Source organism: Leptothermofonsia sp. ETS-13 (assembly GCF_049200465.1).
Taxonomy (GTDB): Bacteria; Cyanobacteriota; Cyanobacteriia; order Leptolyngbyales; family Leptolyngbyaceae; genus Leptothermofonsia.
In genome coordinates this window covers 251861-269140 of record NZ_CP120836.1, presented here as the reverse complement: position 1 = coordinate 269140, position 17280 = coordinate 251861, and the positions used below count along the sequence as shown (strand labels likewise).

Genomic DNA, 17280 nt, shown 5'->3' with positions numbered 1-17280 from the left:
GAAACTTGATCGATATTGTGGGAAAGTGCTTCAATGACTTGCTTACTACTTTCTGAGTCTGAGTCAGAAAAGAATGTGCTTCCTGAGATAGCAAGACAGTCAAGAGCGGCACTAGCGAGGTAATATCGAGTTTCACCATTTAATGGAGACCCTGAAACTAGCCTTCCAGTTAGAGCCATTTCTAGAAGGAGCATTGTATTTATTACTCACAAGCTATACTTTTTCAAAATACTGGCATATTGCTACAGAAGCTTTGTGTGATGCTCGCTCTGAAAGTCAAAAGTCCGATAAGATTTGAATCAACTCATCGTTATTTATTTGTTCTGGCAATATGTTTGAAGGTAAATCTGGAGGCAATTGTTGGACAAGACTCATCCACTTAACTTCCATCTCGTTTTGCCACTCCTGAGCAAGCTGAAGTTCCTCCTTTAGAGATCTAACTTGTATTTCAAGATTTCTTAACTGATTCTCCTCTTCTCGCTGTGCCAACTGGGTACCTTTTGCTTGAATATAAGCTTGGAGAAACTGTTGAAGAACCCATGCAAGGACTGCGAGCGTTGCAAGTGCAATTTCAGGAACTCCAAAACGTTGTTCACCTTCTTTCGCCCCTCGCATAGCAAGGTATGAACCATAAGGATATAACTCTTCCTCTATGTTCTCTCGGAGCTGGAGCATAAGTTCATCACTAGCCATGTTACCCCTCCTAAATAGAAAATATGAGGAAAACTATAGTACAAATAATATTTGTCGAGAATGATTTTTTGATCTATAAAGTTTATCCGGGTACTGCTTGAAATGCTATTGGGTTTCCCGCCAAATTGAGTGTCGGCATCCTAGACTTATCATCTTCGCCATCAAACAGTTCCATAGACTATTACCCCTCGCGCCACACCTTTATTTTTCCATCCTTACTTCCACTAGCAAGCAACCCATCTGTGCTAAAAGCTACGGTCACCACCTTCTTATGCTCATCAAGAGTACAAATAAGCTCGTTCTTTTCGACATCCCAAATTCTGATCTGAGTATCATCACTACCACTAGCAAGAATTTGACCAGAAGGGCTGAAAGCTATTGACCTAATAGAGGAATGTACTTCTATTTTTCGAGTCTCCGTTAAATCCTCTACCCTAAAGAACCTTATCTTGCCATCATTACTAGCACTAATAATTATCTGACCATCAGAGCTGAAAGTTAAATGATTAATAGATGTTCGTGGAATGTGAGTCTTATTTTTTCTATCCGTTGTTCCCTTTTCGATCCCCCAAGTTTTAATAATTCCATTTTCATCCCCACTTGCTAAAATTTTATCGTCTGGACTAATTGCAACCGATGTTATGGAGGATAAGTGTGGGTCAAGTAAACCGCCAGTTTCTTTAAAACTCCATGCATGTTCTTTCTTAGATAAATTCCAAAGCTCAAGAGACTTGTCCTGACTACCACAAACAGGGAGCATGTCACTTTTTCATAAGCAATTATGCCTAACTTATAGGCAATGGTGAACCAATTAACCCATTGAGATACGCACAACGATGAGCTAACACTTGCGCGACATTTTCCCGATGCGGCGTTGCTGCAAGGGTAATGCACAATTTGGCATTATAGAAGGATGAGAAGGATGAAATGTCCTCAATGTAATTCAACTGAAACGGCAAAGAACGGGCATCGTCGAGGCAGACAATGCTACAAGTGCAAGCAGTGTGGTCGGCAATTTCTTGCAACTTACTATCCTTGGCGCTATTCGAATGAGGTGAAGCAATTGTGCATCAAGATGTACCTCAACGGCATGGGACTGCGAGGCATCGAACGGGTCACCGAAATCCATCACACGACGATTCTGCGTTGGATTCGGGCGGCAGGACACCAATTGCGGGATGCGCCAGAAGTAGAGGAGATTCCAGAGAACACCGATTTGGACGAACTGCAAACCTTTGTAGGCAATACGCGCAACAAGCTATGGATTTGGACAGCGGTTAATCATAAGAGAGCCGGAATCTTGGCGTGGGTGATTGGTGACCGCAGTGCGGAAACATTCAAGTGGCTGTGGTCAATGGTCAAATGCTGGCAATGCTTCTTCTATATCACCGATGGATGGAAAGTCTACCCGATGTTCATCGAAGAGGGCGACCAGATTGTGAGCAAAACCTACATGACTCGCGTGGAGGGGGAGAACACTCGTCTGCGGCACTACTTGGCACGGTTGCACCGCAAGACCTTGTGCTACTCTAAGTCTGTCGCAATGCTGAAATGTTCCCTTCGTTTGCTGCTTCACTCCTTGAAGGATTGGACAGTTCCTTTGCCAGCTTAAATCATTACAGTTTCAGCAACGCCCCCGATGCCATTGTGCTCCTGAAAGTTGTACCCGCTGACCGATCTGTTTGATAGCTGATTCAACCGCACCGGAACCAATCGAGTACAACCCTTCCGCCTGAAAATACTCGTAATTGACGATGCGATGTTGATGTTTACGCAAATACTCACAAAAGTTCTTTGCCTGTTTTCTGCGACACTCACCAAACAAAGCAATTGTTGCCTCAACTTGACCTTGCCATAGCAACCCCTTTGCTTGATGGAGCCGTTTGATGGAGCCACCAACCTTGTGCAGGTTCTCCACCAGATGATACCAGTCCAAAATCTCTAAGCGTTGCTCAGCAGTGGCAATTTGGCTGATGATATTCCAAATGCCATCATGACCATCTCCTAAACAAACGACGGGTTGAGCCAGGGATTGCTCATTCACCCAATCAATCAATTGAGCATTGTTTTGAAAGTTGGCAACTATTCCCTGGTCGGTAGCAATCGCTTTGTAATCTTTCCATTCACAGGGTTCGCCTAAAGGAGTTCTCACTCTCACTTTGCCACCATCGATACTCAACTCTGCCATCGGTTGTTCGATGTTTGGCAACTCGAAGGTTTGACGATGCACGAGACGCTGTTGCGTTTTGGCAGCAACCCGAATGCCGGTCAAGTAAGCTAGATCTTGCGCCGCTTGCTCATACGATACCGTTGCACTCAGACGCAAACAGCAGTTCTCTAAGTGAGGACTCAACTGACGATGCGGCAATACCTTCAGTTTCTCAGCTTGTTTTGTGGTAATTTCTAACACGCCTAAGGTGCTTTTCAAGGTTCTGGCTCGCCCTGCGACTGTGCCTGTAATCGCTGCAATAAAAAATTTCCCAACTCTGGACTGACATGGGCTTGAATCTTCTGTCTAACGGTCATTTCAATACCTTCTAACGTTTGCATGGCATCAGGGTCGCTATCGTCATAGAGAATTTTGGCAATTGCTTGGAGGTGGGCTTTGAGGGCTTGCTCTTGTTCGGGTTGCATGGTCTTGTTGGTGGAGTAGATTGCTCTAATTCTGAGCGATAGCCCCTATCTTTTCCAGTACCTCAGTCTCTTAAGCATGTCTACTCACTGCAAAAGTGACATGCTCCCGCTAACAATTTATTATACAAACTTTATCAGTATATCTCCCCCTATAGGGTAAATAAACAGACTGCCTACTGTATATTTCCCCAAAACTGGTAGATCAACAGCAGCCTTGCTGGATATCTCCCTCAAATGGGCTGGATATACAGCAAAATTCTGTGTATCTATCTTAGCAATTCAGTAGAACAGATATACTATTACTACACTTTTTATACTACGGTACTCGGTAGTGCATCAAAGCAGTGTGGGAAAATTTGTAACAATTGCCAGACGACCTTCATTTGCCTGTCTTCAGATTTGAGTCAATCAAACCTGAAAATCTTGGTAAGTTATGAGCCCACATTTCTCTGATTCACGACCGTACTTTTCCTGCTTTCAAACATATACTCGCCGCTTCTAAGCTCGACTTTATCCATTTTGAGGATAGGGAGGAATATAGAGAAAAGGGTGAGACGCATCGAATACCCTCTCACCCCTAAAATTCTATGTTTACCTTAATCGTAGCAAGTCTGTTCGCGGCTCTGTTGGAGACGTTTGGGGGCTTGGTTTCTGGTCGAGTCTGGCAGCATGTGCAGGTTTTAGTGATTGGAGCGATTCTTTGTCCGGGCAAACGTAGCGCCAGTGCGATTTTGCGGGTGATGGGACAAGCAGAGGAGCGACGCTTTGGCAAGTATCATCGGGTACTGAGTCGAGCGGTTTGGTCGAGTTTGAAAGTTGCCCGACGATTACTGGGGCATCTGCTCAGTACCTTTGTGCCGTCAGGCATGGTGGTGATGGGGATAGACGATCCGATAAAGCGGCGCAAGGGCAACCGGATTAAAGCGAAAGGGATTTACCGAGATGCGGTGCGCTCCCGTGAGGCACAGGTGGTCAAAGTCAGGGTTTACGCTGGTTAAGTTTGATGCTGTTAGTGGAGATTCCTTGGGCTCAAAGCGTCTTGGCATTGCCCTTTCTCACGGTGCTGGCTCCATCAGAGCGTTATCATCAGCCACGAGGACGACGGCATAAAACGTTGACGGATTGGCCAGTCCAGATGCTCAAACAAGTGCGCCGTTGGTTGCCTGAACGCTCCTTGGTCATTGTGGGAGATAGCAGTTTTGCGGTCTTAGCGTTGCTCCACAGGACTAGTCAGTGGGCCAATCCCGTGCATTGGGTCAGTCGATTGCGCCTGGATGCGGCCCTGTATGAACCGGCCGTTGCCCGTCAACCTCATCCAATGGGACGCACTCGCATCAAAGGCAAGCAGTTGCCAAAGCTCAACCCAATCCTCAATGATGCCCAAACCGTTTGGCAATCCCTTACCCTGCAACGCTGGTACAGCAACACCGAACGCCAAGTTGAACTGTGCCGCGGCACTGCCGTCTGGTATCACACGGGCAAACCGCCAGTGCCTATTCGTTGGGTTCTGGTGCGCGACCCCAAAGGACACACGCATCTGGCGGCAACGCCCGCCGAGATTTTGCTTTGGTTTCGGCCACGCTGGCAGGTGGAAGTCACCTTTGAGGAGGTGCGAGCCCACTTGGGCGTTGAAACCCAACGGCAATGGTCTAACCTGGCTATCTTGCGCACGACTCCAGCTCTGTTTGGCTTGTTCTCTCTTGTCACTCTGTTAGCTCATTACCTGTACGCTCAACAACCATTTGATCTACCCACAACAGCCTGGTACACCAAATCTCTCCCGACCTGCGTCGATGCTCTCGCAGCGGTTCGACGTTGCCTCTGGACATCTAGACTTTTTGACTGGACGTCTAGACTTTTTGAGAGGTCGCACGAAACCCCTAGCTCCACAAAAGTCCCTCCTGAATTGCTCGAACTCTGGAGTACTCTGCTATGTTATGCGGCGTAATTGGATAAAGTCGAGCTTGGGACATTGGTTTAAGGGGGAGTGGGGGCTGCGCCCACTCCCCCTTGACAATTAAGTATGGCTACCTACTTAATATTCGAGAAACAGTGTGTTGAAACTGGCTGTTGCGATCGCCTGGTCACGCTTGATCGGATTGGTTTCCAGCGGAATGGAATCTTTCAAGCTGCGGGCGGTTTCTTCCAGTTGTGCTACCTGGCTTTCGATGGTTGTTAACCGTTGCTGGATGCGATCGCGCCGTTGCTCTAGCATCTCCAGTTCTTGCTGAAGCCGTTTTCTTTCATTCACCAGCTTATAAATATCTAAATAAGCGGCTGCTTCAGTTTTTTGGCGAGGTAGGGTACTTACTTTAGGGCGAATTTGTCCCTGGTAAAGTCGGGGGCGCATAGGCAATAGCAGAGAAGGGATGTCTTTAGATTGCCCTGATTGTTTGGGCTTCTAACGTTTTTAGCATCACCAAGATTTCACAATTGGCATCTCTACCTGAGGTGGGGTTAATCGCCAGCAGGGGATTATTAATTTTCTTTGAGGAGGGACACCAATCCCTTCAAGCTCGAAAAATCGGGCGTTTTGCAAAGTAACTAGTAGGTTTTATGATTTATACCGACCATTCTTGAAATTTGAACGGGGTGCAGGGTTCCACCCCTGCGTGGAGGCTTCGCCCCCCTTGTTCACAAATAGTTTGTGAGCACTACATGCCGCTGACAAAATCACAATTGAGGCCCTGCAAAAGTTCAAACAGTTCGATGCCGTACCTACGGCTCTCTCAGCCTGAACGGAAAACTGCAAGTCTGGCTCTCCCTGACGGGGGGCTAAGCAGTGGGGATGGGGCTGGCAGTGTACTGATTTGCTTCCCCAGAAATAGCGAGACTCGTCATCTGCTTATTTCTGACATCTGTTTCATCGTTTCCTTAAACACTTGTTAGGTTAGGACTTGTGCTGGATCTTTTCTGGCATGAGTCCCTTTGATTTTGAAGATGAAACTGGAACCCAATCCAATTACTAAAGATCTGGTACTGCTGGGTGGAGGGCACTCTCACGCGATCGCTCTGAGAATGTTTGGGATGAAACCATTGCCAGGAGTACGATTGACCCTGATTACGGAGGCTTCTGAGACCCCCTACTCTGGGATGTTGCCAGGGCATGTGGCAGGTTTTTATAGCCATGAAGAGTGTCACATTGATCTCCGTCCCCTTTGCCAGTTTGCGAGAGCACAACTTTACATCGATTCAGCCATTGGGCTGGATCTAGAAAACAAGCGAGTCCTTTGTGCCAACCGTCCCCCTGTACGTTTTGACGTACTATCCCTGGATATTGGCAGCACACCCCAAAAGCCTGCTGTGTTAGGTGATTTGAACGCTATTACTCCGGCTAAACCTGTCAGGCAGTTTCTTGAAAATTGGGAACAGTTAGTTAGAAACATTGTCCAAAATCCTGGGGCTCCTATCTGCCTTGGAGTTGTTGGTGGTGGTGATGGAGGGGTTGAACTGGCGTTGAATATGCAGCGTCGCCTCCAGGAAGTATTAAAGGCGGCTCATCAACCCCTGGATAGATTAACGATTCATTTGTTTCAACGAGATGCTAGTCTACTGCCCAGGCATAACCGCTGGGTGCGATCGCACTTCCACCAACTTTTGACCCAGCGAGGCATTCAGCTTCACCTGGAAGAAGAAGTTTGTGAAGTGCAGCCCCACTACCTCCGCTGCAAATCAGGACTGGCTATGAACTGCGACAACATCGTTTGGGTTACGCAGGCATCAGCCCCGGACTGGCTGGGCAAAGCGGGTCTGGAAGTGGACGAGCATGGATTTGTACTAGTAGACGATACATTGCGATCGTGCTCCCATCCCCAGATATTTGCTACGGGTGACATTGCCACCATGGTCAACCATCCCCGCCCCAAAGCTGGGGTATTTGCCGTTCGTCAGGGTAAGCCACTCTTTTACAATCTGCGCCACGCCCTGCAAGAAAAACCACTCAAACCTTACTATCCACAAAAACACTATCTCAGCCTGATTGGGACTGGGGATGGCTCGGCAGTTGCTTCACGAGGCTCCCTGGGCTGGCATTCTCCCCTCCTCTGGAAATGGAAAGATCGAATTGATCGAGCGTTTATGGAACGGTTCAAAAAGTTGCCAGAGATGGAGGGAACTGGAAGGAAGGTGCCGAGAGGGGCCAGGAACTGGGGGCCAGGAGCCAGGGATCAGGAATCAAATGCTAACTCAGAACTCAAAACTCTCCCACCCCATCACCCCATCACCCTATCACTCCATCACTCATCTACCCATCCACTCCTCCCCTCATCTACTCATCCCCTCTCACCCACCATGCGCTGTGCAGGTTGTGGTGCAAAAGTGGGTAGTCCTATTCTGGAACGAGTGCTGCAACGGATTCGGCAACCGGCTTTTCCGGCTCCTTTGAGAGACGATATTCTGCTGGGTCTGAACGCGCCTGACGATGCTGCCGTCGTGCAAATTCCATTTGGGATGGTGATGGTACAAACTATTGATTACTTTCCCGCCTTGTTGGATGACCCGTTTGTGTTTGGTCAGATCGCTGCTAACCATGCCTTGAGTGACCTGTTTGCAATGGGGGCACAGCCACAGAGCGCGTTGGCGATCGCCACCCTTCCCTATGCCAGTCCTGCCATTGTTGAAGAAACACTCTATCAGTTGCTATCCGGTGCGCTGAAGATTTTACATGAGGTCAGTGCTGAATTAACCGGAGGACACACTACTGAAGGCAAAGATCTTGCTTTTGGATTGGCCTGTAATGGATTAGCAGATCCTGATCGCTTGTTACGGAAGGGAGGAATGAAGCCGGGGCAGGTGTTAATTCTGACCAAGGCGATCGGGACGGGGGCTTTATTTGCGGCCAATCAGCTTCAAAAAGCAAAGGGGATCTGGATCGATGGGGCAATTGAATCTATGGTGCAATCTAATCAAAAAGCTGCCCTCTGTCTGTTAGAGCATCAGGCAACGGCCTGTACTGACATCACTGGTTTTGGACTAATCGGGCATCTGGTCGAAATGATCCGCAATTCTGAACAGATTGCCGTCAAGCTCAATTTGAATGCTGTTCCGCTGCTAAACGGTGCGCTGGAGATCACCCAGCTTGGGATTATGAGTTCGCTTTATCCGCAAAATTTGCAGGCGATGGAGTTCATTGAAAATGGCACTAAAAGGTTCGAGGATCCACAATTTCCACTACTGTTTGACCCCCAAACATCGGGGGGGCTGCTGGCAGCAGTGCCTGAAGAGATGGGCGATCGCTGCCTCGCGGCTTTAAGGTCCCTAGGCTACTCCCACAGTGCTATTATCGGACACACTCTTCCCCACTCAAACGTAGTGAAACCTATCACGCTCGCATAAGACAGCTCAACGCGAAGGGGGGAGGCTACTGGAAGGCGTCGTTAGGAGCGGGATCGCCCAGGCTTTACATTGTTGCGCTGAATTGAAGGAAGATGGGTGTGGCTGAATGCTAAGGGCGAGAAATCGGCGATCGTGGATCGGTGGGACGCGCTACTAAAATGCCAATTCGGCTCTCAACGTTGCTTACATAGTGCTGCAAATCGTGGGAAACTTTGACACCGCTATTAGGGGCTGCATGGATTAGTCCCAGGCTACCATCCTCATTGCGGTAGACCAGGCCAGTGTGTGTTACATCTAGACCCGGAATATCGGTGGCGATCGCCACAATATCTCCCGGTTGCAGTTGAGCGTAGTACTGCCGAATTTGGCTCTGAGGAATGTAATAAAGGGTCAATGGATTGAGGCTGGATTCCATCTGTTGCACACAGCGGTAGGTGGCATCATTCACCAGTCGGGGATAGCTACTGCGGTGGGTACTCATAAAATTTAGTGTCTTGGGAAAGGGCACACCGCCTATCTCTGCCGCAATGTTGAGTACATTTCCCCGCCGTTGGTTATCAGCAATCCATTCCGAGAAGTAGTGCAGACGGCTACAATAACCGTCAAGCCGACCGTCCCGGTAGCGGTGATTTTGTAAATGATGGGCAAAGGTTGGATAGGAGTAATCCTGTATGGCGATGCCCCGGGCCAGGGCCAAAACCGTTTCCACAAACAGAACACAATCAAACCGGGTCAGCGAAACCACCAGCGTTTCTTTTGAGGATCGATCTAGCAGATTAGCCTCATAGGGGCTACCTAGTAGCTGCTGGGCGAGCGCCTGTACGATCTCCCCCATCGGACGATTATGCAGCGATCGCGAACGGGCATTCTGCATAATCTGCTCAAACTGGGAACTATCCTTTTCATTAAAAGGGTTGGCTGCATAGGGCGATGCCTCTTCTTTACCAGGGGCCAACAACGAAAGCACCGTCGAAACTTCCGCTTCCACAATCCGCTGATCCACAAGCGAAACATAGGGCAGCCGGTTTAAATCGTCAGATAAGTGAAGCGATTCGGTCGCGCTGGCATGATTGGAGGACACGGATTTAAGAGCCGCCTGCTCTGACTGGTCTGAAACAACCGTCGAGCGACTGAGGGGAGCCATGTTTGGGAGAGGGCAGAAGATGATTAAGCCTGCCGTAAAGAGGAAACCTGTTATTCGCTTCAGGAGTTTTTCCATCACAAATCGATGCGATCGCCGAGAGCAAATTCCATTCTCTGCAACTAGTAGTCTGCCAAGGAGTTCCACCCCTGCAACCCCAACAAAACTTTCGTTTTCAACCCCAACAAAACTTTCGTTTTGTTGTACTAGTGGTCCTTCAAAACTGTTTTTGTGGGCTGCAAACCCCAAAAGCACCTGGAAATTGGTCTTCGTTGGTATTAAGCACGCCTGAACTCAGTCCTGACGAACTACTAAGAGCAGTTTTGAGCTAGCCAAATCTAACACACACGACCGACTTTGGATTTTAGTTTTTTAACCTTAGACTGAAAGAGCTCTATGGCAAAGAATTTGAGCTTTTCCAAATCCCTTCCCACTATTCAAAAAAGTCAAGAAAGTTCATCCGTGTGGCTCTACATCCTCAAACGTTTACTGGGCTTACTGCCCGTCCTTCTGGGAATTACCCTCCTCGTTTTTTGCTTTCTACATCTCATTCCTGGCGATCCTGCCGTAGTTCTGTTAGGAGAACGGGCAACCCCTGAACAACTCGCTGCCTTGCGGGAGCGGATGGGATTGAACCAACCCCTGCCTGTCCAGTACCTCACATTCCTGGGAAACCTGCTTCGCTTTGATTTGGGCACCAGCATTATCAGTGGTATTCCCATCGCCGATGAATTAAAGAGTCGATTTCCCGCTACCCTGGAACTATCAGCCGCTGCTATTTTGGTTGCCCTGGTTCTGGGTATTCCAGCAGGGATTCTGGCAGCCATTCGAAAAAATAGCTGGCTCGATAACTTAATGATGACCAGTTCGCTGGTTGGAGTTTCTCTGCCCGTTTACTGGCTGGGACTTTTGCTGATTTACCTGTTTTCTGTCAACTTGCAGTGGCTGCCTCCCAGCGGGCGGATCAGCATCGATGCGGGTTTCGACTTTCAGCCCCTCACCGGCTTCTACATCCTGGATGCCCTCCTAAAACTAGATGGCAATGCTCTAAAAGACATCCTGGCTCACCTGGTTTTGCCCGCTCTAGCTTTGGGAACTATTCCGCTGGCCATCCTGGCGCGAATCACCCGCAGCGCTCTACTAGAAACCCTGTCACAAGATTACATTCGCACCGCCAGAGCCAAAGGTGTCCCCGAATTGTGGGTCATTCTCCGCCATGCTTTAAAGAATGCCCTTCTGCCAGTTGTCACCATTACCGGGCTCCAGTTTGGCACCCTGCTGGGAGGAGCCATTTTAACAGAAACCATCTTTTCCTGGCCCGGCATCGGTTCCTGGATTTACGATGGCATTTTTTACCCGTGACTACCCAGTCGTGCAGGGGGGAGTCATTTTTGTGGCAATCGCCTTCGTCCTGGTCAACCTGTTAGTAGATATCTCCTATGCTCTTTTTGATCCGAGAATTCAGTATAAGTGAGGGGACGGGAAGGAGTCAGGAGTCGGGAATGGGGAGTGGGAGGGTGGGGGAGTGATGGAGTGGAGGGGGGATGTAAAGAGCCATTACCCTATCACCCCATCGCCCTATCACCCCTTAACCCATCACCCATCTACCGTGTTGCCTGTTGCCTTTATTAGAACTCAAAACTCAACACTCCCCTCTTTAACAACTAACAACTCCCCCTATGCCCCTGACCCAACGAGCTGTTCAACGCTTCTGGCAGTCTTCCTCAGGAAGGATTGGATTGGGGCTGGCGATCGCCCTCGTTTTACTGGCGTTGCTGGCCCCTATCTTGCGCCCCCTATGACCCGGCGACGGATCGGAACTACCTGGCACGGTTAGCTCCTCCCAGTGCAGCCCACTGGTTTGGAACTGATGCTTTGGGACGGGATGTGCTAACCCTGGTCTGGTATGGAATTCAAACATCGCTGGTGGTCAGCGTGGTTTCAGTGGGTCTGGGACTGATAATTGGGCTGCTGTTGGGGCTGACTGCCGGGTATTTTGGGGGATGGATTGAGGGGGTGATTGGTTGGGTGACGGATATTCTGCTGGCATTTCCATCGATTTTGCTGGCGATCGCGATTGTCACGGTCACTGGCCCCAGTCTGTCCAGCGTGATGGTGGCAGTCGGTATTGTTCAGGTGCCGATTTTCACCCGGTTAACACGGGCGATGGTGCTTTCCCTCAAGGAACAGGAGTTTGTGCAGGCAGTCCAGGCACTGGGTGCCTCACCAAGTCATCTGCTGTGGCGTCATATTTTACCGGCTAGCCTGGCTCCCATTATTGTTCAAGCAAGTCTTTCAATTGGCACAGCGACCCTGGAAGCAGCAGGATTAGGATTTCTGGGTTTGGGGGCGCAACCTCCTACCCCAGAATTGGGTACTATGCTGTCCGATGCCTTTAAGGGGGGGTACTCCCTCACTGCTCCTTGGACGACCCTGTTTCCCGGTCTCTTCATTACACTGATTGTTCTGGCATTCAACCTCCTGGGTGATGGGCTACGGGACGGGCTTGATCCGCATTCTTCACGCTGAACTTTTTTGTTTTGTCCTGATTTACTCATCCGTGCTCCGTATCAGGGAATAGAAACCTTGATACGGACGACACGTTTATGCGGCTTCATCTGCTACCAGGATCTCTACTGACCGTTGTGTTTTCTAGGTTGGGTGCGGTAGTTACACCCGCAACCAGATGTCTTCAATTCCTCAATCTTTTCAGCCTCATAGCTCAAACTGAAAACAGCCGCGATCGCCTCTTCCATCGCGGCAGTGGTCGGCGAGAATTGTTTGGACAATGGTATTATGCGTAGGCATAATCAATCATGCCTGTCATCTGATATGGGTGCAAGGTGACAGGCAATGGGCATTGACTTTCTCTCGACCCCACCTGCTACCTCCTGCCAAACAGAAGTAGACCATTACTGATTCCTGGAATGTAAAGAAGATTGATGCTTGAAACTTCGTTTCAAGCGCTCTCTACTTTTTCGGCAGCGTTAAGAAATAAAATTCACTTGATGACTGACCAGTTTTTTTGGAATTTTAGGAATATTCTGAGTAATCAAGTAGCAAATTCTTCAAGATTCAAGCTTTAATGATCCTGGTGATAGAGCAGTTCAATCTTGTGCGATCCGGCGATATATTTGTAGCTGTCGCCAGGTTGCTTAGAGCATTGGCTTTAGGGCGTGTGGGGGCTTCGCCCCCAGCCAAGGGTTTCATTCCTGCATCCCCTCCTAAGGTTGGTGGCTACAGCCATATTTACCTAACACGCGAACTGAATCTCTAGCAGAAATCACGGATCTTCGCCCCCATTTAGTGGCATTTCTAAACCTATTTGCCTAACATGACCAACGACCTCGATCTGATCAAACGTCTTAGCCCCAGTGCAATGGATCAGATCCTGCTTTATCTGGCGTTTAGTGCAATGCGAACCAGTGGGCATCGTCATGGAGCTTTCCTGGACGCAGCCGCGACCGCTGCCAAATGCGCCATCTATATGACCTATTTGGAGCAGGACCAGAACCTCCGCATGACAGGCCACCTGCATCATATTGAGCCTAAGCGGGTTAAGGCCATTGTTGAAGAAGTGCGGCAGGCGCTGACCGAAGGCAAACTTCTCAAGATGCTGGGCTCCCAGGAACCCCGTTACCTGATTCAACTTCCTTACGTCTGGTTAGAGCAATATCCCTGGCAACCAGGGCGATCGCGTATTCATGGCACCAGCCTCACCACTGAAGAAAAGCGCCAAATTGAGGCAAAGCTTCCCCCTACGGGTTTGCCAGATGCGCAATTGATCAACTCTTTCCAATTTTTAGATCTGATTGAGTTTCTCCACGCTCGCTCTCAGGAAGACCTGCCACCTGATCGGCGAATGCCTCTCAGCGAAGCCCTGGCAGAACACATCAAGCGGCGATTAATTTACTCAGGCACCGTCACTCGCATCGATTCTCCCTGGGGAATGCCATTCTACGCCCTCACCCGCGCTTCCTACTCCCCTGCGGACGAGGAAGAACGCACCTACATTATGGTGGAAGACACGGCCCGCTACTTCCGGTTGATGAATGCCTGGGCAGGGCGGGTGTCTGAAGTGATGCGCGTGCTGGAAGAACTAGACATTCCCAGCGATCGCCTCGATCAGGCTATGGAAGAACTGGACGAAGTCATCCGCGCCTGGGCAGATAAATACCACAAGGCAGGCGGCGAGCCCTTTGTGCTGCAAATGGTCCTGGGACCGAGAGAAAAGTGAAGGGAAGCAGTAAGTTGCTGGTCGGTGAGGAGTAATAGTCATTCATCTACCCCTTCACTCATCCACTCATTCACGTTCCCTCTTCCTCACCCCCAACCCCGGCTGATCGTTCGGCAACACCCGCCCATCCTGAAAAACTGCGCCAGTGAAGGGATCGTCTAGTAAGTTGAGATGGCTATCGAGATCGAGCTGATCAGCCAGGGGGGAAAGGTGGGCGAGGGCAGTGTTTAGCAGGGAACTGTCGGAGTAGCAACCAAACATGACTTTGAGGCCGCAGGCTTTCGCAGTTTGAATCATGCGCATGGCTTCGGTCAGGCCACCGGACTTCATGAGTTTGATGTTGATGCCATGCACGCGATCTGCCAAAGGAGGGATATCGTAGCTGGTGAAGCAGCTTTCGTCTACAAAAATAGGGAGGGGCGATCGCTGATACAGATCTGGCAAATCCCCCTCCTGCCCTTTGGCTAAGGGCTGTTCCAGGTAGGTAATTCCCCGTTCCGCAAGCCAATCCGCCATCATCAAAGCCGTCTTCAAATCCCATCCCCCATTAGCATCAACGCTGATTTTGGCAATCCCCTCGGCCACTTCTTTCACAGCCAATACCATTGCCTTGTCTGCTTCAATGCCTTCCGGGTTACCCAGTTTTACTTTCAATGCCTGAATGCCCTGGAGCGGCATGGCGACAGTTCCCCTACCCAACCATGCTAAAACACGCTGTCGAGCCTCCTCAGGGGGAGCGATGCCAATGGTAATGGAGGTGGGAATGATGCGATCGCGATCCAACCCCCACAGTTGCCACAATGGCAAATCTGCCCGTTTACCTGCCCAATCGTGCAGTGCAATATCTAAAGCAGCACGGGCAGCCGAAGGCAAACCAGCATTCAGCATCAATTTCTCAATTCGCTGCCGCTCCAGAGGGTTGAAGACTTTTAGTAAAGGAGCAAATTTCTGTAGGGAGCGAGCAATTTGCTCAGTCGTTTGAGGCCGTTCTCCAATCGAAAAGGGAGAAGCTTCTCCCCAACCGCGAATCCCTTCATGCTCCACCTCAATCCAAACGTTGGTCGTTTGAGCCGTAGTGCCGCGACTGATCGTCAGAGCAAACCGTTTGTGTACGGTGAAGGTGGCCATTCGGATTTGCATGGTGCTCGGGTTATTGAATCGTGAAATTGAGATCCCCGACTTCTTTGCTGAATCATTCAATCCCAGGTCAGCGTCAATTAATTAAGTCTAATTGAGTAATTAAGTCGGGAATCTGGGGGGTATCCTACCCTCATTCACCAATGCTTCAGGCTTTTCAATATCTCCTTTTTACACTCTGCATGATTCCTTATTCAAGGAAGATATTCCATATTAAGTTCTCTTAAAACCTTTAGACTCCTCGCCGTTTTCCATAATAGAAATGGGGTTCAAATTACCATCAGGCTATCTGATTTGTTCAAGGAAACTTCTTGGAATTACCGGGTTTCTCATTGAAGATCATTGCTATAGTGATCCTTCTTAGGATTTGAACGGGATGTAGGGGGTCCACCCCCTGCGTGGGAGCAAAACCTCTACCTCCCTTCGCAAACTATTTGTGAACGCCATATTCAACAAAAACTCAGCGTTGCTTGAGGAAGGGCATTGCCTAACTGCTTTATTTCAATGTCATTCAAAGGATCTCCTTCTCTGGAGGTGCTATATGAAAAACCGATGGTTAAGTTTGGGGATGAGTTTGGGCTTCTTCATCAGCTCGATCCCTGCCGCATTTGCAGTTCAACCCGCTCCAATAAGCGGGAGTGCCAAAGTCTCGTGGTCGAAGGTTGTTGAAGATCCCTTCGATGGCAAGATTGTTTACGACAAAAACTTTACCGACGATTTTGAGTTTGTTAGCAGTTGGTCAAAAAGTGGAATTCGTGCCACTTATATCCAGTTCAGGTCAGAATTTGTAGGGTACCGCACCACCTGGCGCACACGCACTTACTACGATAAACACGGCAGAAGAAGGTACGATCGCTACCCCGATCAGGAACCTATCTACCGCCGTTACTCGATCAAACACACCCCCAAAGCGATTAAATTTGCTATCAATGGTCAAATTTATACCTACGAAGAGGGGGCTGTCCCACTCGAACTGGCAGCAGCTCTTGCCAGCGCCCCTCCCCAAAATATGGTAATCCGTCTGATATGGGATGACGGCAGAATCCAGGATATAGAAATCGGCAGAGGCACAGTGGAAGCCTGGAAAGCCATTTTCAGGTCATAAGCTCCTCATTGCTGATCAATTGCTGATCACCAGTTCCACATAACAGGATTGTCATCGAGATAATCGGTGACTGAACGTCCGATAGCATTAATCTCTGCCAGATCCGCTTCAGACAGACGGATATTGGCTGCTTTAGCGTTCTCAACCGCCTGCTGTGCATTACGAACTCCGGTAATGGCGCTGGTTTGAGGTTGGGCAATTAGCCATGCCAGTGCCAAGTTACCCAGGCTAGTCTGGTAGCGATTTGCAATTGGACGCAGCTTTTCAAGAGCTTGTTGGGCACGGGCGTAGTTTTCACCCTGAAACAGCTTGTTTTTCGCCCGGTGATCGCCCTCCTCAAACTGGTGATTGGGACCAAATTTGCCCGTGAGTAGCCCCTGTGCCATCGGAGAATAGGCCAAGATAGAGATTTTGTTTTCAATGCAGTAAGGAACCGTTTCCTTTTCAACATATCGCCAGAATAGGGAATAGGGGGGTTGTAAACTGTCGATGCGTCCATACTGAGAAGCTTCTTCTAATTGAGTCCGGGAAAAGTTGGAGACGCCGATCGCTCGAATCTTCCCCTGCTGCTTTAGGTCGTTCAAAGCGCTCATTGTCTCCTCAATCGGCACGACTTCGCTGCCGTAGGTACCAGAAGGCCAGTGAATCTGGTAAAGATCGATGTAATCGGTCTTTAGCCGTTTGAGAGAACCTTCGCAGGCATCAATGACCTGCTGATACTTGAGGTGGTTAGAAAACACTTTCGTGGCATAAACTACCCGATCCCGTACATCGGACAGAGCCTCTGCCACGATTTTCTCCGAATGCCCCTGACCGTAAACCTCAGCCGTATCCACGGTTGTAATGCCAGCCTCAAAGGCGGCCCGAATCGCTTTAATAGTTTCCCTATCTTCAATCCCCACCCACATCGCTTTTCCTGCCTGCCAGGTGCCCGTGATGATAGGGGTAATGCGAATACCGGAGGTACCAAGTTCTCGTGTTTCCATGAGCAGTTCCTTG

Annotated in this window: 16 protein-coding genes and 1 pseudogene; 9 read left to right on the top strand and 8 right to left on the bottom strand. The window is 49.3% G+C overall.

What is annotated here, in order from left to right; all coding sequences use genetic code 11:
* Positions 1 to 276: 276 nt before the first annotated feature.
* On the bottom strand, positions 277 to 693 hold the full coding sequence (locus tag P4D80_RS01300; RefSeq protein WP_421657055.1) for a hypothetical protein: 417 nt from the start codon (positions 691 to 693) through the stop codon (positions 277 to 279).
* A 181-nt stretch (positions 694 to 874) separates the two neighbouring features.
* The gene (locus tag P4D80_RS01295) at positions 875 to 1453 is read right to left on the bottom strand and encodes a WD40 repeat domain-containing protein (RefSeq protein WP_421657054.1); all 579 of its coding nucleotides are present in this window, start codon (positions 1451 to 1453) and stop codon (positions 875 to 877) included.
* A gap of 162 nt (positions 1454 to 1615) precedes the next feature.
* Between P4D80_RS01295 and P4D80_RS01290 the strand changes: the two genes are divergently transcribed.
* Positions 1616 to 2305 (top strand): IS1 family transposase, encoded by a 690-nt coding sequence (locus P4D80_RS01290; protein WP_421655414.1) that lies wholly within the window; start codon positions 1616 to 1618, stop codon positions 2303 to 2305.
* Between the two features lie 12 nt (positions 2306 to 2317).
* On the opposite strand, the gene P4D80_RS01285 is transcribed toward P4D80_RS01290, so the two are convergent.
* Positions 2318 to 3327 (bottom strand): ISKra4 family transposase gene (locus P4D80_RS01285; RefSeq protein ID WP_421657053.1). Its coding sequence is split into 2 segments (ribosomal slippage): positions 2318 to 3171 and positions 3171 to 3327, totalling 1011 coding nucleotides; the frame shifts between segments, so codons are not numbered across the junction.
* A 587-nt stretch (positions 3328 to 3914) separates the two neighbouring features.
* Between P4D80_RS01285 and P4D80_RS01280 the strand changes: the two genes are divergently transcribed.
* Together P4D80_RS01280 and P4D80_RS01275 are read left to right on the top strand one after the other, a co-directional pair.
* Positions 3915 to 4325: a transposase gene (locus P4D80_RS01280; RefSeq protein ID WP_421657052.1), complete on the top strand. Its 411-nt coding sequence runs from the start codon at positions 3915 to 3917 to the stop codon at positions 4323 to 4325.
* Between the two features lie 14 nt (positions 4326 to 4339).
* Positions 4340 to 5275, top strand: a complete 936-nt coding sequence (locus tag P4D80_RS01275; RefSeq protein WP_421657051.1) for a transposase — start codon at positions 4340 to 4342, stop codon at positions 5273 to 5275.
* An 87-nt stretch (positions 5276 to 5362) separates the two neighbouring features.
* Here the strand turns inward: P4D80_RS01275 and P4D80_RS01270 are convergent, their stop codons facing one another.
* Positions 5363 to 5677, bottom strand: a complete 315-nt coding sequence (locus tag P4D80_RS01270) for a hypothetical protein (protein ID WP_421657050.1) — start codon at positions 5675 to 5677, stop codon at positions 5363 to 5365.
* Positions 5678 to 6267: 590 nt separating this feature from the next.
* Here P4D80_RS01270 and selD point away from each other — a divergent pair.
* Entirely contained in the window at positions 6268 to 8661 is a 2394-nt protein-coding gene (gene selD / locus P4D80_RS01265) for a selenide, water dikinase SelD (RefSeq protein ID WP_421657049.1), read from the top strand.
* A gap of 109 nt (positions 8662 to 8770) precedes the next feature.
* Here the strand turns inward: selD and P4D80_RS01260 are convergent, their stop codons facing one another.
* Positions 8771 to 10051: an N-acetylmuramoyl-L-alanine amidase-like domain-containing protein gene (locus P4D80_RS01260; RefSeq protein WP_421657048.1), complete on the bottom strand. Its 1281-nt coding sequence runs from the start codon at positions 10049 to 10051 to the stop codon at positions 8771 to 8773.
* Positions 10052 to 10264: 213 nt separating this feature from the next.
* Between P4D80_RS01260 and P4D80_RS01255 the strand changes: the two are divergent.
* From P4D80_RS01255 to P4D80_RS01245, 3 genes and pseudogenes are all read left to right on the top strand, one after another.
* Positions 10265 to 11276 (top strand): annotated as a pseudogene (locus P4D80_RS01255) (ABC transporter permease).
* Positions 11277 to 11481: 205 nt separating this feature from the next.
* The gene (locus P4D80_RS01250; RefSeq protein WP_421657047.1) at positions 11482 to 11604 is read left to right on the top strand and encodes a hypothetical protein; all 123 of its coding nucleotides are present in this window, start codon (positions 11482 to 11484) and stop codon (positions 11602 to 11604) included.
* A gap of 85 nt (positions 11605 to 11689) precedes the next feature.
* Positions 11690 to 12331: an ABC transporter permease gene (locus P4D80_RS01245; protein ID WP_421659607.1), complete on the top strand. Its 642-nt coding sequence runs from the start codon at positions 11690 to 11692 to the stop codon at positions 12329 to 12331.
* A gap of 104 nt (positions 12332 to 12435) precedes the next feature.
* On the opposite strand, the gene P4D80_RS01240 is transcribed toward P4D80_RS01245, so the two are convergent.
* Positions 12436 to 12591 (bottom strand): hypothetical protein, encoded by a 156-nt coding sequence (locus P4D80_RS01240; protein WP_421657046.1) that lies wholly within the window; start codon positions 12589 to 12591, stop codon positions 12436 to 12438.
* Positions 12592 to 13136: 545 nt separating this feature from the next.
* On the opposite strand from P4D80_RS01240, the gene hetR reads away from it, so the two are divergent.
* Positions 13137 to 14039 (top strand): heterocyst differentiation master regulator HetR, encoded by a 903-nt coding sequence (gene hetR, locus P4D80_RS01235; protein WP_421657045.1) that lies wholly within the window; start codon positions 13137 to 13139, stop codon positions 14037 to 14039.
* 66 nt (positions 14040 to 14105) lie between these two features.
* On the opposite strand, the gene P4D80_RS01230 is transcribed toward hetR, so the two are convergent.
* On the bottom strand, positions 14106 to 15179 hold the full coding sequence (locus tag P4D80_RS01230; protein ID WP_421657044.1) for a dipeptide epimerase: 1074 nt from the start codon (positions 15177 to 15179) through the stop codon (positions 14106 to 14108).
* Positions 15180 to 15717: 538 nt separating this feature from the next.
* Between P4D80_RS01230 and P4D80_RS01225 the strand changes: the two genes are divergently transcribed.
* Complete coding sequence (locus P4D80_RS01225; RefSeq protein ID WP_421657043.1) at positions 15718 to 16281, top strand: hypothetical protein; 564 nt, start codon at positions 15718 to 15720, stop codon at positions 16279 to 16281.
* 26 nt (positions 16282 to 16307) lie between these two features.
* On the opposite strand, the gene P4D80_RS01220 is transcribed toward P4D80_RS01225, so the two are convergent.
* Positions 16308 to 17267 (bottom strand): aldo/keto reductase, encoded by a 960-nt coding sequence (locus tag P4D80_RS01220; RefSeq protein ID WP_421657042.1) that lies wholly within the window; start codon positions 17265 to 17267, stop codon positions 16308 to 16310.
* Between the last annotated feature and the right edge of the window lie 13 nt (positions 17268 to 17280).